Origin of the sequence: Providencia sp. PROV004, assembly GCF_011045615.1 — a bacterium.
Lineage (GTDB): Bacteria > Pseudomonadota > Gammaproteobacteria > Enterobacterales > Enterobacteriaceae > Providencia > Providencia rettgeri.
Genome location: NZ_CP042859.1, coordinates 1,381,924 through 1,401,388 on the forward strand (window position 1 = coordinate 1,381,924; position 19,465 = coordinate 1,401,388).

Annotated in this window: 17 protein-coding genes; 14 read left to right on the plus strand and 3 right to left on the minus strand. The window is 39.7% G+C overall.

Annotated features, from left to right (window positions below; genetic code table 11):
- From iolD to iolB, 8 genes are all read left to right on the plus strand, one after another.
- Positions 1-1,938 (plus strand): 3D-(3,5/4)-trihydroxycyclohexane-1,2-dione acylhydrolase (decyclizing), encoded by a 1,938-nt coding sequence (iolD, locus tag FVA69_RS06025; protein ID WP_164528538.1) that lies wholly within the window; start codon positions 1-3, stop codon positions 1,936-1,938.
- Between the two features lie 582 nt (positions 1,939-2,520).
- Positions 2,521-3,507 carry an inositol 2-dehydrogenase gene (gene iolG, locus FVA69_RS06030; protein WP_004913306.1) on the plus strand — a complete coding sequence of 329 codons (987 nt, stop codon included), beginning with the start codon at positions 2,521-2,523 and terminating at the stop codon, positions 3,505-3,507.
- Positions 3,508-3,899: 392 nt separating this feature from the next.
- Positions 3,900-5,306: a sugar porter family MFS transporter gene (locus FVA69_RS06035; RefSeq protein ID WP_004913304.1), complete on the plus strand. Its 1,407-nt coding sequence runs from the start codon at positions 3,900-3,902 to the stop codon at positions 5,304-5,306.
- Positions 5,307-5,360: 54 nt separating this feature from the next.
- Positions 5,361-5,789 (plus strand): PTS sugar transporter subunit IIA, encoded by a 429-nt coding sequence (locus FVA69_RS06040; protein WP_004262128.1) that lies wholly within the window; start codon positions 5,361-5,363, stop codon positions 5,787-5,789.
- Between the two features lie 316 nt (positions 5,790-6,105).
- Complete coding sequence (locus FVA69_RS06045) at positions 6,106-7,239, plus strand: Gfo/Idh/MocA family protein (RefSeq protein ID WP_004913299.1); 1,134 nt, start codon at positions 6,106-6,108, stop codon at positions 7,237-7,239.
- A gap of 25 nt (positions 7,240-7,264) precedes the next feature.
- Positions 7,265-9,169, plus strand: a complete 1,905-nt coding sequence (locus FVA69_RS06050; RefSeq protein WP_109912707.1) for a bifunctional 5-dehydro-2-deoxygluconokinase/5-dehydro-2-deoxyphosphogluconate aldolase — start codon at positions 7,265-7,267, stop codon at positions 9,167-9,169.
- A gap of 30 nt (positions 9,170-9,199) precedes the next feature.
- Positions 9,200-10,093, plus strand: a complete 894-nt coding sequence (gene iolE / locus FVA69_RS06055) for a myo-inosose-2 dehydratase (RefSeq protein ID WP_004913294.1) — start codon at positions 9,200-9,202, stop codon at positions 10,091-10,093.
- 187 nt (positions 10,094-10,280) lie between these two features.
- Entirely contained in the window at positions 10,281-11,111 is an 831-nt protein-coding gene (iolB, locus tag FVA69_RS06060; RefSeq protein ID WP_004913292.1) for a 5-deoxy-glucuronate isomerase, read from the plus strand.
- A gap of 84 nt (positions 11,112-11,195) precedes the next feature.
- On the opposite strand, the gene FVA69_RS06065 is transcribed toward iolB, so the two are convergent.
- Together FVA69_RS06065 and FVA69_RS06070 are read right to left on the minus strand one after the other, a co-directional pair.
- On the minus strand, positions 11,196-11,837 hold the full coding sequence (locus tag FVA69_RS06065) for an NAD(P)-dependent oxidoreductase (protein WP_164528539.1): 642 nt from the start codon (positions 11,835-11,837) through the stop codon (positions 11,196-11,198).
- Between the two features lie 140 nt (positions 11,838-11,977).
- Positions 11,978-12,946: an FUSC family protein gene (locus tag FVA69_RS06070; RefSeq protein ID WP_004913289.1), complete on the minus strand. Its 969-nt coding sequence runs from the start codon at positions 12,944-12,946 to the stop codon at positions 11,978-11,980.
- A 210-nt stretch (positions 12,947-13,156) separates the two neighbouring features.
- Between FVA69_RS06070 and FVA69_RS06075 the strand changes: the two genes are divergently transcribed.
- On the plus strand, positions 13,157-13,777 hold the full coding sequence (locus FVA69_RS06075) for a malonate decarboxylase holo-ACP synthase (protein ID WP_004913285.1): 621 nt from the start codon (positions 13,157-13,159) through the stop codon (positions 13,775-13,777).
- 141 nt (positions 13,778-13,918) lie between these two features.
- On the opposite strand, the gene FVA69_RS06080 is transcribed toward FVA69_RS06075, so the two are convergent.
- Complete coding sequence (locus FVA69_RS06080) at positions 13,919-14,548, minus strand: glutathione S-transferase family protein (RefSeq protein WP_109912706.1); 630 nt, start codon at positions 14,546-14,548, stop codon at positions 13,919-13,921.
- A gap of 383 nt (positions 14,549-14,931) precedes the next feature.
- On the opposite strand from FVA69_RS06080, the gene FVA69_RS06085 reads away from it, so the two are divergent.
- The 5 genes from FVA69_RS06085 to tehB all read left to right on the plus strand — a co-directional run bounded on the left by FVA69_RS06085 (position 14,932) and on the right by tehB (position 19,436).
- Positions 14,932-15,489 (plus strand): cytochrome b, encoded by a 558-nt coding sequence (locus tag FVA69_RS06085; protein ID WP_004913280.1) that lies wholly within the window; start codon positions 14,932-14,934, stop codon positions 15,487-15,489.
- A 13-nt stretch (positions 15,490-15,502) separates the two neighbouring features.
- Positions 15,503-16,081 (plus strand): YceI family protein, encoded by a 579-nt coding sequence (locus FVA69_RS06090; RefSeq protein WP_042851639.1) that lies wholly within the window; start codon positions 15,503-15,505, stop codon positions 16,079-16,081.
- 318 nt (positions 16,082-16,399) lie between these two features.
- Complete coding sequence (locus tag FVA69_RS06095; protein ID WP_004913275.1) at positions 16,400-17,173, plus strand: hypothetical protein; 774 nt, start codon at positions 16,400-16,402, stop codon at positions 17,171-17,173.
- Between the two features lie 174 nt (positions 17,174-17,347).
- Positions 17,348-18,427 (plus strand): linear amide C-N hydrolase, encoded by a 1,080-nt coding sequence (locus FVA69_RS06100; protein ID WP_109912705.1) that lies wholly within the window; start codon positions 17,348-17,350, stop codon positions 18,425-18,427.
- A gap of 121 nt (positions 18,428-18,548) precedes the next feature.
- Positions 18,549-19,436, plus strand: a complete 888-nt coding sequence (gene tehB / locus FVA69_RS06105) for an SAM-dependent methyltransferase TehB (RefSeq protein WP_004913269.1) — start codon at positions 18,549-18,551, stop codon at positions 19,434-19,436.
- Positions 19,437-19,465: the final 29 nt, after the last annotated feature.

Here is a 19,465-nt window from a genome sequence, read left to right on the forward strand (position 1 = left end):
ATGAATAAGCAGAAAATGACGACCGCTCAGGCGTTGGTTAAATTTTTAAACCAACAATACGTTGATGTTGATGGTGAGCAATATCCGTTTATTCAGGGAGTATTTACGATTTTTGGCCATGGTAATGTTGTGGGTTTAGGTCAGGCGCTTGAAGAAGCGCCTGGTCATCTACGCGTTTATCAAGGATGTAATGAGCAAGGTATGGCGCACATTGCGACGGGTTTTGCTAAACAAAAAAAACGTAAACAAATTTTTGCTGTGACATCTTCAGTCGGCCCCGGTGCCGCAAATATGATTACCGCAGCAGCAACGGCAACTGCCAATCGTATTCCATTATTATTGTTGCCAGGGGATACCTTTGCGACTCGTCAGCCCGACCCAGTATTGCAGCAAGTCGAACAATACGGTGATGGGACTATCAGTACTAATGATTGTTTTCGCCCGGTTTCACGTTATTGGGATAGGGTTTCACGGCCTGAACAACTGATGGCGGCGATGGTTAATGCCATGCGAGTGTTAACTGACCCTGCGGATACTGGCGCGGTAACCATTTGCCTACCTCAAGATGTTCAAGGTGAGGCGTGGGATTACCCCGATTATTTTTTCCAAAAACGCATCCATCGTATTGAACGTAGACCACCGACAACGGTGAGTATCGAAGAAGCCGTAAATTTAATTCGTGGCAAGAAAAAACCATTGCTCATCTGTGGTGGTGGGGTACGTTATTCCGAAGCTCACTACGCATTTTTGCAATTTGCGGAAGATTACCGTATTCCATTTGGCGAAACTCAAGCAGGTAAAAGTGCCATCGTTGCTAGTCATCCCTTGAATATGGGCGGAATTGGTACAACAGGTGGGTTAGCGGCAAATTTGTTGGCTAAAGAAACCGACTTAGTGATTGGTGTGGGGACTCGCTTTACGGATTTTACCACCGCCTCTAAGTCGTTATTTAGTCATCCGAATGTGATGTTCTTAAATATCAATGTTGCGGAGTTTGATGCAAGTAAGTTAGATGCATTGAAAGTGGTCGCAGATGCCAAAGAAGCGTTACAAGCACTGAGTGTAAAATTGAAAGATTCTCACTATGAAGCTCAGTGGGGGGATGAAATTCAGCAGGCTAAACAACAGTGGAAAAATGAGCTGGAGCGCTTGTTTAGTATACAGTATCGGCCATTAGATTTTGTCCCTGAAATTGCAGGCCATCTTGATGACAAGCTTGAAGAGTACCGTAAAACGCTTGGTACAGAATTGGCGCAAACACGGGTGCTAGGCTTGATGCAGCAATACATGGAAGACGATGCCATTATTGTCGGGGCTGCAGGTTCATTACCGGGTGATTTACAACGTATTTGGCTACCAAAACAACGGGATACATACCACCTTGAATATGGCTATTCATGCATGGGGTACGAAATTGCCGCTGCTGTTGGGGCTAAAATTGCTGCGCCAAAACAACCTGTTTATGCGATGGTCGGAGATGGCTCTTATTTAATGCTACACAGTGAGCTGCAAACTGCGATTCAGGAGAATATTAAGATCACCATCTTATTGTTTGATAACGCGGGATTCGGCTGTATTAATAATCTGCAGATGAGCCAAGGCATGGGAAGTTTTGGTACAGAGAACCGGCATCGAAACCCACAGACGGGGTTGATGGATGGGCCGTTAGTGAAGGTCGATTTTGCTAAAAACGCAGAAAGCTATGGCTGTAAAAGTTATCGGGTACATGATGAGGAACAATTGATTGCTGCACTGAAAGACGCGAAGTCCCATTCGGGCTGTGTATTGATTGATATTAAAGTACTTCCGAAAACAATGACCGATGGTTATGAAGCTTGGTGGCGCACAGGAACAGCTCAAGTTTCTAAAAAGCCTCAAATAGTTGCTTCCGCTGAAAAAATTAAAGAGATGGTTGAACATAAAGTTCGTCTTTATTAATCAACATATTGCGCTAGTGCCTTATAGTGTCAAAATAACTCGACGGTGTTTTACCGTCGAGGAATGTTTTTCGTTTTCTTAATGAGTCAGATGTGTAACTAAGTAGGGTAGTTACTGGAAACTTAGCAGGGATTGCTTTGGTTTTTATTTGCATAGTGGTTATCACTTGCCGTTCTATATTCGTCATACTTCAAGTTAAATGGGGATAGCGTTACGCTCATCGCCAACACAACTCGAATCATTTTGGATTATATACCCAGCTTTGGCTGGGTTTTTTTATGGTTTTTATAGTTTAAAAATTTATTTATTGAAATATATGTTTTATTGCGAGGCAGGGAAAGAACAAAAAAAGAAGTTATGGAAATTTAATATGCCAACAAACACAGACTTTATTGTTAAATGCTATTCGCTTGCATTGTCAATTTGTGATCTGAATAACACTAAAAATACACTTTAATATAACATTTGTTATCTAGAGCCCAAAAATATAATTTTCAAAAAATTATAAATTGAAATGAACGTTTTATTTGGTATATTCCGTAATATCCAAATAGTGGATTTAAGGTATCAAGGAGCATTTGAATGTTCAATATAGCACTATTCGGCGCAGGACGTATCGGACAGGTTCATGCTGTTAATATTGCCGGCCATAAAGAAACCAAACTTTATTCTGTCATCGACCCTTATCAACCGAATGCGGTTGCCTTGGCTGAAAAATACCAAGCAAAAGTACAGACGACAGAAGAAGCAATGCAAGACCCTAATATACAAGGGGTTTTAATCGCTTCAGCCACAGATACTCACGCTGATTTAATCGAACTCGCAGCCAAACATAAAAAAGTGATCTTCTGTGAAAAGCCTGTTCATCTCGACCTTGAGCGTGTGAAGCAGTGTTTAAAAAGCGTGAAAGAACATGATGTTCCACTGTTTATTGGTTTTAATCGTCGTTATGACCCTCAATTTCGCCACTTGAAAAATTTATTCCAACAAGGCGCTATTGGTAAAGCAGAATCTTTAATTATCACGTCTCGTGATCCGTCACCACCACCTGCGGAATACGTCAAAGTCTCCGGTGGTATGTTCAGAGATATGACGATTCATGACTTTGATATGGCGCGCTTTATGATTGGCGAAGAGCCTTGCTCTGTCTACGCACAAGGCAGCAATGTTGTTGACCCTGCTATCGGCCAAGCAGGTGATATTGATACTGCATTTATTATCTTAAAATTTCCATCAGGCGCAATGGCGACCATCTCTAACAGCCGTCGTTCAGGTTACGGTTATGACCAACGCATTGAATTACATGGTGAAAAAGGCTTATTAACGGCAGGTAATATTAAAGAGAACAGTGTTGCGCTGTTAAGCGAAGTTGGATGTTTATCTGCCAAGCCAGAGTATTTCTTCTTACAACGTTACCATGAAGCATACCAAGCAGAGTGGCAGCATTTTGTTGATATCTTAGCAGGCCGTGCGGAATCTGAAACGACAGGTACCGATGGTGAATTGGCTTTATATCTTGCAGACAAAGCGCTGGAATCATTAAAAACGGGTAAAGAAGTTAAATTGTAATTAATGCGGTAATACTATTTAACTTAATTATAGACTTGCGGTTAAAAATCTATTTTTGGCCGCAATTGTAAATATATTCATTTATCAATGAGTATATAAAATACTGACCTTACTTTTATTTAATACTCTTTAGGCTTTCAATATTCTGAGATTAATTGAGGCTTTTTATAATCTTACTTTCTTTAATTTAACTGATGTATTTATCGTTTTAAATTCGCGAAAACTATTTTCAAAGAGTTTATCGATCAGGCCTAAAGCTAGCAAAGTAGCGATTCAAACCAGAGTGCCAGAAACTTATTTCATTATTTAACATTTAACATTAAACATTTATTTAAATATTGAAAAATTGTTTTTTTGGTAAGACATAATGATTCAAATAATAAGGTAATAATATGTCATTAATCATGAATCTCAATCAACAACAGAGAAAAAGGTTGCACCAAATAACCTTGGTTGCAACCTTTGGTGGATTACTATTTGGTTATGATACTGGTGTCATTAACGGTGCATTTTCATCACTGAAAGAAAACATGGGATTAACGCCAACCACGGAAGGGCTGGTAATGAGTGTCCTATTAGTGGGCGCGGCATTAGGCAGTGTTTGTGGTGGACGTGTAGCAGACTTTGTCGGGCGCCGTACTTATTTGCTTTACCTCTCATTTCTGTTTTTATTTGGGGCATTTTTATCTGCGGCGGCTCCAAACATTGAAGTTCTTCTTATTGCTCGGTTTATATTGGGGTTTGCGGTGGGCGGGGCTTCAGTGACAGCACCGACATTTATTTCGGAAGTGGCCCCGACTGAAATGCGGGGAAAACTTACCGGACTCAATGAAGTTGCTATTGTTATCGGGCAGTTAGCGGCATTTGCTATCAATGCGATTATCGGTTCTATTTGGGGTCATCTACCGGATGTCTGGCGTTATATGTTGTTAGTGCAGGCGGTACCTGCATTGTGCCTATTATTTGGTATGTGGAAAGCGCCTGAAAGCCCACGCTGGCTAATGAGTAAAAACCGTCGTGAAGAAGCGCTGAAAATTTTAAAGCAAATTCGCCCTGAAAAACGTGCTATTCAAGAATATGAAGATATCGTGACCTTATTAGATGTTGAAGCTGCGGAAGCTAAACGTCATCCGAATGCCAATAAACAAAATTTAGCGTTAATTTTTAATACGCCTTGGATTTTTAAATTGGTATTAATTGGGATGGTGTGGGCGGCATTACAGCAAACGACTGGGGTTAACGTTATTATGTATTATGGTACAGAAATTCTCAAAACAGCGGGTTTTTCTGAGCAAACTTCTTTAGTTTTCAACGTATTAAATGGTGTGTTTTCTGTTGGTGGTATGGTGATAGGGGTACTATTCCTTGTTGACCGATTTAAACGTAAGACACTGATTGTTGGTGGTTTTGCTCTAATGGCATCGTTACACTTATTAATTGCAGCAACAGACTACTTCTTAACCGGGGATGTTAAAGCAACATTAATTTGGTTACTTGGCGCGGTGTTTGTTGGGGTTATGCAAGGAACAATGGGCTTTTTAACTTGGGTAGTACTTGCAGAGCTATTTCCACTTAAAATCCGCGGGTTATCTATGGGGATCTCAGTCTTCTTTATGTGGATTATGAATGCGATTGTGAGTTATTTATTCCCTGTATTACAAGCAGAACTTGGTTTAGGTCCAGTATTCTTAATTTTTGCGGTAATAAACTACTTAGCTATCGTTTTTGTGGTGAAGTTATTACCAGAAACATCAAACAAATCATTAGAGCAATTAGAAGAAGAGCTCTCATCAATGTAATTATTACTTATTGGTGGTGTGAATATACCTAATTAACTTAATCGAGGGTTGGATATGATAGAACAACTAACCACAAGTAATTTGCATTTAGGTTGTCAGGCAAGAAATAAAGCTGAAGTACTCAAAATGGTGGGTACGGAATTTAAAAATAAAGGTTATGTTGATAGGGATTGTGTGCATTTCTTAACGGAAAGGGAACAACAAATATCAACATTCTTGGGGAATGGCATTACGTTGCCTCATCTACCTAAGTCCGCCAATGATATTATCTTGCATACCGGTGTTGAAATTTTTCAATTTCCTGACGGGGTGATATGGGACCGAACCAATGTGATGTTTATCGCAATAGGTGTGATTGCAAAATCAAGGGAACACATTGATGTACTTAGGGAAATTGCACTGATTTTCAGTGATGAGTTTATTGCCAATGCATTGTCTTTGACGTCAAGTAAAGAAGAATTTTTAAGCATTCTTCATCGCTAGCTTTGGGTTTTGAAGCGAGTATGGGATCTTTACCTGATCCCATACTCAATAAATTTCATCTTTAGTTATTCTATTTCATTTCATTCCAGGTTATTACCTCTTTATTGTTTTCATCCTCTCTGAAATTAATAATTATTTTCTTATATATTAGCTAATTACATTAAAAGTTAACGTTGGATCACATAATGAAATTAATATTCTCAATAATATTGATAATGAAACGAATGTTCCGTATAACATGATTATTGAAATAAAAATCTGGAACAAGTATTAGGCCAGCCATTGTGTTACAAAAAATGAGCGAGAGGTAGAACAGATGAAAGAGATCCGTATCGGGATGATAGGTACTGGCTATATAGGACGAGCTCATGCCATTGCTTATGCACAAGCAGCAACCGTTTTTCCATTACAGGGAAAATTGGTTCGTGAAATGATAGCAGAAATTACCCCTGAGTTAGCACAGACCCGAGCTCAGGAAATGGGATTTAATCGTGCAACCGATGACTGGCGAAAATTAGTTGCAGATCCAAATATTGACGTGGTGGATATCTGTTCGCCTAATTTCCTGCACAAAGAAATGGCAATGGAGGCAATTAAGCACGGTAAACACGTTTATTGCGAAAAACCATTAGCGCTCAATTCTGAAGATGCCAAAGAAATGGTCGAAGCGGCTAAAAAGGCGGGAGTCTTAACGTTAGTGGGGTTCAATTATATGAAAAACCCTACCTCTCAGCTAGCCAAAGAAATCATTGCAAATGGCGAAATTGGAGAAGTTATCCATTTTTATGGCACCCATAATGAAGATTATATGGCTGACCCTAGCGCGCCGATTCACTGGCATTGTTTTAAAGAAAAAGCTGGCCTAGGTGCCCTGGGTGATTTATCTGCACATATTATTAATATGGCGCAATTCCTCGTAGGGGATATTGAAACCGTTTGTGGTGATATGGAAATTGTCATTAAACAGCGTCCAGAAAAAGCGGGGTCAGCCGTTATGGTTACGGTTGAAAATGAAGATCAGGCGCATGCCATGGTGCGTTTTGCTGGTGGCGCAATGGGTGTCATAGAAACTTCACGAATCGCAGCTGGCCGTAAAATGGGGCTAACTTATGTGGTGACTGGCACCAAAGGAACACTGTCTTTCACCCAAGAAAGAATGGCAGAGCTAAAGCTCTATCGTCATGATGAACCTAGCAATCGTCAAGGTTTTAAAACCATTTTTGTGGGGCCAGAGCACCCGGATTATGCGCCATTTTGTAATGGTGCAGGCCATGGTATTGGCTTTAATGACCAAAAAACAGTTGAAGTGCGTGATTTAATTGATGGCGTTGCAACAGGGCAGCCAATGTGGCCTGATTTTGAAGAGGGCTGGAAAGTATCACGAATATTAGACGCGATAGCACGTTCATATGATGAACAACGTTGGGTTAACGTTAAAGAAATCAATTAATTCTGTTGTAGTTAAGGGGTAATTAATGGATAAGCAGAAGAAGTTAGATGTTATCTGTATGGGCCGTATTGCCGTTGACCTGTACGGACAACAGATAGGTTCTCGTTTAGAAGATGTGAGTTCGTTTGCCAAATATTTAGGCGGCTCTTCTGGAAACGTGGCATTCGGCACTGCAATACAAGGATTAAAATCGTCAATGCTTGCCCGTGTGGGGGATGAGCACATGGGACGCTTTTTACGTGAGGAATTACAGCGGGTAGGCTGTGATACCAGCCATCTTATTACAGACAAAGACAGATTAACGGCATTAGTTATCTTAGGGATCAAAGATCAGGATACTTTCCCATTAATTTTCTATCGTGATAACTGTGCAGATATGGCGATTACGCCAAATGATTTTACGGAAGAATATATTGCATCCGCGCGTTGCTTGGCAATTACAGGAACGCATTTATCTAATCCGAAAACCCGCGCGGCGGTATTGAAAGCGTTGGAATATGCTAAACATAATAACGTCAAAACAGCCATTGATATCGATTATCGCCCAGTCTTATGGGGGTTAACGTCTCTCGGTGATGGTGAAACGCGTTTTATTGCGTCTGATAGCGTGACTGCGCAGCTACAAGAAGTATTATCGCAGTTTGACCTGATTGTAGGTACCGAAGAAGAGTTCCACATTGCTGGTGGCACAACGGATACCGTTCAAGCCCTTAAAAATATCCGTCAATTAACGGATGCAGAACTAGTATGCAAGCGTGGCTCTCTTGGCTGCTCCGTATTTAGCGGTGCAATCCCCGAAACCTTGGACGAAGGGATCACTGTTCATGGTGTCAGAGTTGAAGTACTTAACGTATTAGGTGCTGGCGATGCATTTATGTCTGGTCTACTACGCGGTTATTTAAACGGTGATGGTTGGGAAAAAGCCTGTGCTTATGCGAACGCTTGTGGGGCTTTAGTGGTTTCTCGCCATGGCTGTGCGCCTGCAATGCCAACAAAAATCGAGTTAGATAATTACCTTGAACGTGCTGCGGCAGTACCACGTCCAGATCTCGATCCTATACTCAACCATTTACATCGAGTGACTTCACGTCGCACACAGTGGAATGAGCTCTGTGTTATGGCATTCGACCATCGCATCCAATTTGTTGATATGGCTCGTAATGCTGGTGCTGATATTTCTTGTATTCCTTATCTGAAGAAATTGATTTTCCGTGCCAGTAGTGAAGTGGCGCAAGAAGCAAATTTACAAGGTAAAGCAGGGCTACTTTGCGACAGTACCTTTGGCCAAGACGTATTGAATGACGTGACTGGTCGTGGTTGGTGGATAGGCCGTCCAATTGAGCTACCGGCATCAAGACCATTGTGCTTAGAACATGGCAATATCGGTTCTCAGCTGATCAGTTGGCCAAAAGAGCATATTGTGAAATGTTTGGTATTTTTCCATCCAGAAGACAACCATCCCCTGCGTTTAGAGCAAGAAAAAACAGTTCAAGAAGTTTACAGTGCTTGCTGCCAATCAGGGCATGAATTATTGCTTGAAGTGATATTACCCGCAGATATGGAACGCAATGATGAGCTGTATTTACGCGCAATCAAACGCTTCTATAACTTAGGTATCAAGCCTGATTGGTGGAAATTACCACCACTACAAGCAGAAAATTGGGATGCGGTTGACCGATTGATTCAAGAGCGTGACCCATATTGCCGCGGTGTCGTACTCTTAGGGCTTGATGCGCCACAAGCTGAGTTACAAGCGGGTTTTAATGCCGCAGCTGGAAAATCCATCGTCAAAGGATTTGCTGTTGGTCGTACCTTATTTGGTAAGCCTTCGTTGGAGTGGATGAAAGGTGAAATCAATGACGATGAGCTGGTTCAGAAAATCAAAACTAATTACTTAAACCTGATAGCCCTATGGCGTCAGCGTAAATAATATTACTTTTACCTACACAGGAGCTTCATCATGGCAATCCAACTTGGTATTAACCCGTTGACATGGACGAATGATGATTTACCCACTTTAGGGGCAGAAACATCTCTAGAAACATGTTTAACTGAAGGCCGTCAAGCAGGTTTCGCTGGTTTTGAATTAGGTAATAAATTTCCACGCAAAGCGGAGATTCTAGGGCCGATTTTAAAACAGCATGACTTACAACTGGTTTCAGGCTGGTATTCGGGAGAACTATTATCTCGCAGCGTGGAAGAAGAAATTGAAGCGGTACAAGGGCACTTAGCGTTACTGCGTGATTTAGGCGCTAAAGTGATGGTGTTTGCAGAAGTGACTAACTGTATTCATGGCGACCAAAACAAACCTGTTCATATGCGTCCATTGTTCCCAGCCGATAAATGGGAAGAATACGGTAAGAAACTGACCGAATTCGCGAAATATACCTTATCTCAAGGCGTGAAAATCGCCTATCACCACCATATGGGAACCGTGATTGAGTCAGCAGAAGATGTTGATAACCTAATGAAGCACACGGGCGATGAGGTCGGTTTATTGCTAGATACTGGCCACTTAACCTTTGCTGGCGCAGACCCGGTTGAAGTGGCTAAACGTTGGGCAAAACGGATCAATCACGTACATTGCAAAGATGTCCGTGCAGATGTCCTAAAAGATGTTAAAAACCGTAAAACCAGCTTCTTAGATGCCGTATTAGCCGGTGTGTTCACGGTACCGGGTGATGGTTGCGTTAACTATCCTGACGTGTTTAAGGTATTGAAAAATAGCCAATATGAAAATGGCTGGCTGGTGGTTGAAGCAGAGCAAGACCCTGCGATTGCGCATCCATTAACTTATGCCACATTGGGTTACAACAATTTGTCTAAGTTTGCTAAGGATGCGGGTTTAATCTAAATCGTCGTCATATTTCAGTCTGTGGCGTTGTTGGCTTCGCTTACCCCCCCTAGTCACATACTTGTGTATGCTCCTAGGGATTGGTGCGCTAGCCGCCTAGCCACAAACTGAACTATTTGATTGATGAAACGGTTAGTGACTAAAAAGAATTGCCTATCTAGAATCTAAAAAGTGTCAGAGGAAAGTTATGTCAAAATTATTGTCGAAATACCATGCTCCAGATGCACATAAGCGTACTCAGCATATCACTCCACAAATCGCTAACTGGGGTTATGTTCACTTTGATGTTTACGAATTAAAACAAGGTGAGTCTATTTCCTTACCTGCTTCTGAAAATGAAATGTGCTTAGTCTTAGTAGCAGGTAAAGCGACGATTAAAACAACTAATCAAACGTTTGAAAACATTGGCGACCGAATGGATCCTTTCGAACGTAAAAAACCCTATGCTGTGTATGTGACAGCCCAAGAGTTTGCTGAGGTCATCGCAGATACCGATCTTGAATTGGCCGTTTGCAGTGCTAAAGGAAAGGGCACCTATCCAACACGTTTAATTGGTCCAGATGATATTGGTGCAGAGCAACGTGGCCATGGTTATAACAAGCGCTACGTGCATAATATTTTACCGGATGATAAAGCCGCTGACAGCTTATTAGTCGTGGAGGTCTTTACAGATGAAGGATGCACCAGCTCTTATCCAAGCCATAAACATGACACCGATAATGAACCCAATGAAACTTATCTAGAAGAAACCTATTATCATCGTTTAAATCCATCTCAAGGTTTTTGTATGCAGCGTGTTTACACTGACGACCGCGAGTTAGATGAGTGCATGGCGGTATATAACAAAGATGTTGTTATGGTACCAAAAGGGTATCACCCAATGGCGACAGTGGCTGGCTATGATAACTATTACCTTAATGTGATGGCGGGACCAACACGTAAATGGTTATTTACATGGGAAAAAGACCATAACTGGGTGAACAGCGAAATCTATGCAGCGAAACATCGTGAAAAGTAAGTTAAAAACAGCAATATGTGAATGAATTAAGTTCTGTTATCTATCTTTGCCGGTAACTATTTACCGGCTTTTTTATGCTTAAACTTAATAGGCTGCGGTAAATTGTTGGCGAATAAATTGTGAATTATTCACTTCATCAAGAATAGCAACTGCAAAGTCTTCAACAGAAATTTTAGCGGGAGTATTACCATTCATTAATAATTGATTCCCGCCAAGCCGGAAGGTTTCTGTTCTTTCTCCTTCTTCAAGCATGGCGGCAGGAGAAACGTAGGTCCAATCTAATGAATCAATGGATTGTAATTGGTTTTTAAATTCTCTCATTGCTTGGGCGCCAGGCTTTATTTCAGCAGGAAAATCAGGGGAGTCAATTAAATCAATACCTGCAGTGGTTTTTAGACTTCCTGCACCACCCACCACAATGAACCGTTTGACCATGGATTTTTGTACAGCATGTAAAATTGCGAGGTTACCCGCAACAGTATCTTGATACAAATTAGGGTTCTGCCAACCGCCATTAAACGCACTGATGACAACATCCTGCCCCTTTAGCCGAGAGGTTAACCATAGAATATCGGTGATATCTCCAGCCGCGGTGATTAAGTGAGCGTGTTGAGATAGTTGATTACTATGACGAGAAATCGCTGTTACTTGGTGATGCCGAAGTAGCGCTTCAGCAACTAATGCTCTGCCAACAAAACCTGTTGCGCCAATAATCGATATTTTCATCTTCAGTTCCTCTTTGCTTGAATGTCACACTCAAGAATAATGATACTGATAGGGCTAGGCTTTAGGACTAAGACTTCTTTTCCCAATGTGTTCTTTTTTGAGTATAGAACAGACGTTCTTATTGGGGAATATGCTTAATTTTATTTTGTTTCTCTAAATAACTTTAAAATAATACTCGTCATGATGGCGATGGTTCCTCCTAAGGCGGTTTCAAGAACGCGGTCAAACAATAATTCATAGGTTGGGTGACGCCAATATATAACGAGCTCAAGAATGGATAAAATTAAGCTTGTCACGACAAATGTCATAAACGTATATCCATGATGAAAACTCATTGGCATTAAAAAGGCGAATACCACAACTGCAATTAAACCGATGTATGGCATAAGTGGTAGGTTGAATAAAAAATACAGCAATAAAACAGAAATAAGGCTGCCTAAGACTCTCTGCAAAGTAATTTTAACGATGCTTTGTGATTTTGGATGCAATACAAAAACAAAGGTCAATAATGTCCAATAAAAGTGCCCTAGATCTATACTGCGTGGAATGGCAAGTGCGAGTAATAGCCCTAAAGCATAAATCATCGAACGGGGAATAATATTTTTTCTCAACGTAAACAAATTTTGTTCAACTAAAGCACTCGTAATAACGCTATGGCGTGTCATTTTATGACTAAGGAGATAATACGTGATTAGCGTTACTCCACTGCCAATAATAAAACCTAACGCCAAACTTCTTGATATATCAGGTAAAATGGTGCCAATTGTCGACATGATAATCATAAACTTCATCGTTAAATCCATTGCGGGATCTGTGCCATACAATTGGTAATAAATGAACGAAAAAATGGCGAGATAAATATAATACGCCGTACCAAGCCGCAGGGTATCACCGATAAAAATAGCCACTAAAATCATCAATAAACAACAAGCGGTGTAAGCATAGTTTTTATATTCTTTTGCTGCATTGAATAAATTAAATGAATACAGTGTTGAGAATGTCGCCCACATCGCTGCTTGCGCATCTAAAATCACAAAAGCAGTTGCGGCACTAAAAAACATACAGCTGGTAAAAATAATCCCATCATGAATAGCAGGAAACGTTCTCATAATTCGATGCTCGTAAATAGAAGCTTAACTCATTAATTAATAACGTAATTAAATATTATACGGTGTGAAATTTCAAGGCAATCACTCAGTATTTATGACAAGTTACCATTAAATGGTATCAGTGGCGTTGTTAGTATTGATATTCTGTTTTTATGTGACAAAAAAGGCATAATAGGGAAGAGCAGTCGTAGCAATCATAAAGGTAATAAAATGCAAATAATCAATCCTCATGATTTTGTTTGGGTCAGCAGTAATAATGATGTCGCGATAGAATCGCTTCCTGAATGGGTTGGCTCACAATGGAACAGTAAATTACCGTTGACGGTATATCGAAATAAAGCGGATGAGAATAAACTGACTGTCGCAATTCGAGGAATTAAGCCACACCAACGCATCACGACACAAATTGAAAAATCGGCAATCACGCATATTATGAATGTGGAATCCTTGGTGGCAAATTCGGTGGAACTACAACGTTCAATGTTTATTGCTTTACCACCTGTGCAGGTTTTATGGATCATTTCGCAAACTAAATGGCCTTGGCAATGGGGAGTCACAGGCAGCTGTGCTTACACTTTAGCGACAGATATCCAAAGTATGTTGTCAGACTGCGACCTTGATGTGGTCATTCGCTGTCCGAACCCTCAAGAAAAAGAAGATTTTGCTGAGTTTGCTATTAAGGCGAATACACCCTATTGCCCAATCGATATCCATGTTGAAACGCCGAAGGGTGGGTTTTCATTAGCAGAGTGGTTTAAAAATGAACAGGTTACATTACACACACCACTTGGCGATATTATGACAGCAGACCCATGGGATGAAAAATTATAGCTGCTGTTTGTCTGTTAAATAACCGACTGTAGCTTGAATAGCCGACAAATTGATTAAATATTAATTTTGATGTTCGAGCAGGTGATTTTTTACTAATCAAATAAAATCGGAGGCACATAATGCCTCCCTATTCGCCTATTATTAATGCTCAATATTCGGTTCTTGTAAACCTGCGTCATGCCATTCTTTCATTGCAGGCAAAACTAAAACTCGGTCAACCCATTGTTTAGCCGCTGGGCTTACAGGTAAATGATAACTGCGGATTCGGAAGGCAACGGGTGCAAAGAAGGCATCTACAGCCGTAAATTCATTGCCCGCAAGCCAAGGGCCGCCAAATTGGTTCAACCCATCCTGCCATAGTTTCTGCAAGCGGTTTAAGTCAGTTTGTAATTCAATTGAAATATTATTAAGTGGTGCATTATGAGCACCATCCATCGGACACTGCTGGCGTAACGCACTAAAACCTGAGTGCATTTCTGCGCTAGCACTTCGAGCCCATGCTCTGGCTTTGCGATCTTTTGGCCAGACTTGCGGGAAGTCTTCTGCAATATATTCACAAATGGCTAATGAATCCCATATTGTTTGGTTTTCATCGATTAAACAAGGGACTAAACCGGTAGGGGAAAAACGACTGAATTTCTCATGACTGCTTTTACCGTTTTCAAATAAACACAAATTTTCTTCAAACGGGATCTGTAATACCTTTAGTAAAACCCATGGGCGCAATGACCATGAAGAGTAGTTTTTATTTGCTATCCAAAGTTTATACATAGTATTTAACCTATCAGTCAGTTCGCGCAATGTTAAAAGGACGAATACCAATGTATGGGGAAAAAGGCAGACCTACAAATGTTATTTTATCGAAAATAGCTTATATCTATTAGGAATAAGCTAGATTTAATTGAAATTAATAAATAAATGAACTAAGTATTTAGTTACGACCATTTACAAAAGTGGAAGAATCTTTATTCAACTTTTATAATTAAAACTAGACAAAATCAAATAGTAATCTATTTTTCATTATGTTGATCGTATTTGAATGTCTTCAACAAAATATTTGTTTAACTTTGGGATAGGAATAAAATTAATTTCACCTTATGATTATTACGGCTTAGTTAATAAAATATTACCTTCTTCTCTAAATGGTTTTTATCATGCAATGGAAAAATAATGCAAGCCGCTATGGGCATATCTCTTTGCTCGTACATTGGCTAGTCGCAATTGTCGTATATGGAATGTTCGCTTTAGGTTTATGGATGGTGACACTAGGCTATTATGATAGTTGGTATCATCAAGCTCCTGAGATACATAAAAGTATAGGAATATTATTATTTATTGTTATGGCATTTCGTGTGATTTGGCGATTTATTTCACCGCCGCCGAAGCCATTAGCAAGCTACAGTAAATTAACGAAAGCTAGCTCTATTATTGTTCAAATTCTGATTTATATTATTTTATTCAGTATTTTGATCAGTGGTTATTTAATCTCAACCGCTGATGGACAACCTATTAGTGTGTTTGGTTGGTTTGATGTTCCTGCACTATTTACCGGTGCTGCGACACAAGCAGATACCGCAGGTGAAGTTCATTTATATTTAGCTTGGGCAGTGGTTCTATTATCAGTGTTGCATGCTTTTGCAGCTTTTAAACATCACTTTTTTGATCGTGATATTACATTAAAAAGAATGTTGGGTTTTAACCCCGATAAGTAACGTGGAGATAATTATGTTGAAGAAAACGGTTCTTGGTCTGGCTACTGGTGCACTTTTTTTAACGGCAGGTTCAGCATTAGCAGAAACTTACCAATTTGATAAGCAAGGCCAACACGCGTTTATTGAATTTCGTATTCAGCATTTAGGTTATAGCTGGGTATATGGTAGTTTTAAAGACTTTGATGGGTCTTTTACTTATGATGCAAAAGATCCATCAAAAGATAAAGTCGAAGTTACTATTAAGACAGGTAGCATTGATACTAACCATGCAGAGCGTGACAAACATTTACGCAGTGGTGATTTCTTAAATGCAGCCAAATTCCCTGAAGCGAAATTCGTTTCAACAGAAGTGAAGAAAGACGGTGAAGCCTACAAAATCACTGGTGATTTCACTTTAAATGGTGTCACTAAGCCAATTACATTAGACGCTAAATTAATGGGCGAAGGTAAAGATCCTTGGGGTGGATACCGTGCAGGTTTTGAAGCAGAAGGTAATATTAAGTTAAAAGAATTTAACATCAAATCTGATTTGGGTCCTAAATCTCAAGAAGCACAACTGTTGATTTCAGTTGAAGGTGTTCAAGTTAAATAAGATTTTTATCATAAAAAACCTTCAGGCTTTCGAGTGCTGGAGGTTTTTTTATATCCAGCGTATTATAAATTGTTTCTTTGTGGCAAATTCCCCCGTCTGAACCTCGCAATTTCCCTTATTCCTATAGCTAGACGACTTTAATACAAGCTAAAATAAGCATTATTACTTTTTATCGTTCAATTCGTGGCATTAACACTTTAGATACGTGAATATTATCGGTTTTAGATGCCATGGCATTATATGCAATTGGTTCTACAGTATATAAGTAGCTTGAAAGTGTTTGTGGGGAACCGTTTTACAAGAAAAGGCAGGGTAACTTTGAATACAAATAACTCACGTAAAACCGCATTAATTGTTAGCATTATTTTTATTGCATTTGCATTCGGTTTTTATTGGTTAAGTAAAGATAACAATGTGTTATCTACAGAAAATAATAGTGCAATTCATTCAGAGGCACTTGCTCAAGTTGAAAAAGAATTACCGATTATCGCGACGGTTAAGAAAATAAGCCCTGAAACCTATCAAAGTTTTGAGCATCTAATTACACAATACGACCCAACTAATGAAGATTTACGCCGTCAACTGTTTGACCAAGTAGTCGGGAATGTCATGAAGTTAGTACTAGAGCGAATGGAATATGCCTCTGATGACTCCGTGATTAACTTTACTAGCAGAGTTAATGATTACCTAAAAATCTTATTGGAAGAAGACCCAACGGGAAAAACGTGTTTTTATTCACTATTTCCGCATTTGAGAGAAACAGCAGAAATTATTCCACCACAAAAAAGCCAAGCTGTTTTGTTGAAACAAATTCAGGCAACCAATGAACTTTTAATTTCAAGTGAAGCGGGTGTAAAACAGGCGTTAATGTCCCCGACAGAATATTCTGAGGAATTAACCCAACTTGCTAGTGGGCTTTCTGCAAAGTATGGTGAAGATACTGCAATTCTTGGGAATTTAGAAGCAGGGAAGAAATCACCTGCACTAGCGTGCCGTATTTCTATTAGTTTTTATGATGAAATATTATCTATTCCAGATAATCCGAAAAAAGCGGCATTGTTACGTTCTTTATTTTCATCAGTAAATAATTAATTCTTTTTAGCAAAATGGTGCTGATTAATATTGGTACCATTTTGTGTCATTAAGTATTACATTTCATAGCGTTAATCGCACTTTTTTTAATGCATTATTATTTGAGCATAAATAGTTCGTATTTATGTAGTATGCTTATTATATAAATTTATTTTTAACTATTTTGGAGATGGCATGCAATTTATTAAGAAAAGTATCATCGCACTTGCCGCTGCGGCTGCGATATCAATGCCAATTGCAGTAAGTCAAGCTTGTACTCGGGTTGTTTATTTAGGTGAAAATGAACAGATAATGACCGGAAGAACAATGGATTGGAAATACGATATAGGCACTAATCTATGGATCTTTCCTCGAGGCATGGAGCGTGATGGCATTGCAGGACCTAACTCTTTAAAATGGAAATCAAAATACGGTAGTGTGATCGCCTCAGGTTATGATATTTCAACAACTGATGGAGTGAACGAAGAAGGTCTAGTTGCCAATTTATTATGGCTTGCTGAATCAAAATACCCTCAAGTAGATAATAAGCAACCTGCGTTGTCGATATCGCTATGGGCACAATATGTGCTAGATAATTATGCGACAGTGGAAGAGGCTGTTGCAGCGTTAGAAAAAAATCCACTGGTCGTGGCAACGGATAATGTTCCTGGGCAAGATAGGTTAGCGACTTTACATTTGTCATTATCAGATGCGAGTGGCGATAGCGCAATTATTGAATATATTGATGGTAAGCAGGTCATTCATCATAGTCGCAAGTATCAAGTTATGACTAATTCGCCTACTTATGAGAAGCAATTAGCAATGCAGGAATATTGGCAAGGGATTGGTGGTACTGTCATGCTACCGGGGACAAACCGTTCCGCTGATAGATTTGCTCGTGCGCAATTTTATATTAATGCAATTCCTCAGAAAACAACGCCTAATAAAGCGGTCGCCAGTGTTTTCAGTGTCGTACGTAATGTGTCTGTTCCTTACGGATTGACGTCCGAAAATTCACCTGAAATATCGTCAACGCGTTGGCGGACATTAGTTGACCATAAACGTCAGCTCTATTTTTTTGAATCTGCATTGACGCCAAATATTTTTTGGACTGATTTGGCAAAAATTGATTTTTCAGCAGAAACTGGACAAGTGAAAAAGTTGGATCTGGGTGAAGAGCAGAGCCATATTTATTCGGGGGATGCGACCAATAAATATGTGGTTACAAAACCTTTTGAATTCTTAGGGTTAAGTGCGAAACAGTTAGGTTACTAACTTATCCTATAGCGCGTATCAGCCCTCTTTATCTATAGGGGGTTGATATGAATCAAGTCCTCGATAATTTATCCATGAATGTTTTGCAGATAGCAAACGAACGGTATAAGATGTATTTAAAATGCAACTTATTGGTGATGATATGAATAATCTCGTGTGTTACAAAACCATGCCGGTTTGGAATAAAGCGTCTTTACCGTTAATGTTCCAAGAGCGTCATAATACAAAAGAAGATACATATGCACAGTTGAAAGTGCTAAAAGGCTCTTTAGATTTTATCATTTTTAATGAGGATGGCAGCGAACAACATTTTACTTTTGATATTCATAACCAGCCGCCTATTATCGAACCTCAAGTTTGGCATCGTATTTCTGCTTGTAGTGATGACATGGAATGCCAATTGGCTTTTTTATGCAAACCAGAACTGAAATTTTATAAAGAACACGGGTTAACGACTCCACATTCAGAAGTGCGTTACCTGTGTGAGAACCACCTTAGTAAGCCATGTAAAACATTAGATTTAGGTTCGGGAAGAGGCCGAAATAGCTTTTATCTTGCCTTACAGGGTTATGACGTAACCTCGGTAGATATCAACCCTCAGCATATCCAAGCAATTGACTTCGTTAAAAAACAAGCTGGGGTAGAGAATATTCATACGGCTGTTTATGATATTAATAGTCACCAAATACAAGAGAACTACGAACTTATCATTTCCACTGTCGTGCTAATGTTCTTGCAGCGAGAAAAAATCGCCAATGTTATTACTAATATGCAAGAACATACCCTGCCAGGGGGAGTTAACGTTATTGTGTGTGCCGTTGAAACGCCAGATGCACCGCTGGATTTAGTGCCATTTAAATGCTTCTTAAAACCAGGGGAGCTAGAAGGGTATTATAAGGATTGGGATATTTTAAAATATAACGAAAACCCTGGTCATTTACACCGCACTGATTCACAAGGTAATCGTATTAAATTAAATTTTGCAACACTCATTGCACGGAAAAAGTAAGTAAGAGACTTGCATAGGTTATCTTAGTA

Coding starts and splice junctions, on each gene's coding strand:
- FVA69_RS06065 (WP_164528539.1), bottom strand. CDS start 11,837: ATGAAAATATCGATTATTGGCGCAACAGGTTTTGTTGGCAGAGCATTA.
- tehB (WP_004913269.1), top strand. CDS start 18,549: ATGCAACTTATTGGTGATGATATGAATAATCTCGTGTGTTACAAAACC.
- iolB (WP_004913292.1), top strand. CDS start 10,281: ATGTCAAAATTATTGTCGAAATACCATGCTCCAGATGCACATAAGCGT.
- iolD (WP_164528538.1), top strand. CDS start 1: ATGAATAAGCAGAAAATGACGACCGCTCAGGCGTTGGTTAAATTTTTA.
- FVA69_RS06050 (WP_109912707.1), top strand. CDS start 7,265: ATGGATAAGCAGAAGAAGTTAGATGTTATCTGTATGGGCCGTATTGCC.
- FVA69_RS06040 (WP_004262128.1), top strand. CDS start 5,361: ATGATAGAACAACTAACCACAAGTAATTTGCATTTAGGTTGTCAGGCA.
- FVA69_RS06035 (WP_004913304.1), top strand. CDS start 3,900: ATGTCATTAATCATGAATCTCAATCAACAACAGAGAAAAAGGTTGCAC.
- FVA69_RS06085 (WP_004913280.1), top strand. CDS start 14,932: ATGCAATGGAAAAATAATGCAAGCCGCTATGGGCATATCTCTTTGCTC.
- iolG (WP_004913306.1), top strand. CDS start 2,521: ATGTTCAATATAGCACTATTCGGCGCAGGACGTATCGGACAGGTTCAT.
- FVA69_RS06045 (WP_004913299.1), top strand. CDS start 6,106: ATGAAAGAGATCCGTATCGGGATGATAGGTACTGGCTATATAGGACGA.
- iolE (WP_004913294.1), top strand. CDS start 9,200: ATGGCAATCCAACTTGGTATTAACCCGTTGACATGGACGAATGATGAT.
- FVA69_RS06090 (WP_042851639.1), top strand. CDS start 15,503: ATGTTGAAGAAAACGGTTCTTGGTCTGGCTACTGGTGCACTTTTTTTA.
- FVA69_RS06070 (WP_004913289.1), bottom strand. CDS start 12,946: ATGAGAACGTTTCCTGCTATTCATGATGGGATTATTTTTACCAGCTGT.
- FVA69_RS06080 (WP_109912706.1), bottom strand. CDS start 14,548: ATGTATAAACTTTGGATAGCAAATAAAAACTACTCTTCATGGTCATTG.
- FVA69_RS06100 (WP_109912705.1), top strand. CDS start 17,348: ATGCAATTTATTAAGAAAAGTATCATCGCACTTGCCGCTGCGGCTGCG.
- FVA69_RS06075 (WP_004913285.1), top strand. CDS start 13,157: ATGCAAATAATCAATCCTCATGATTTTGTTTGGGTCAGCAGTAATAAT.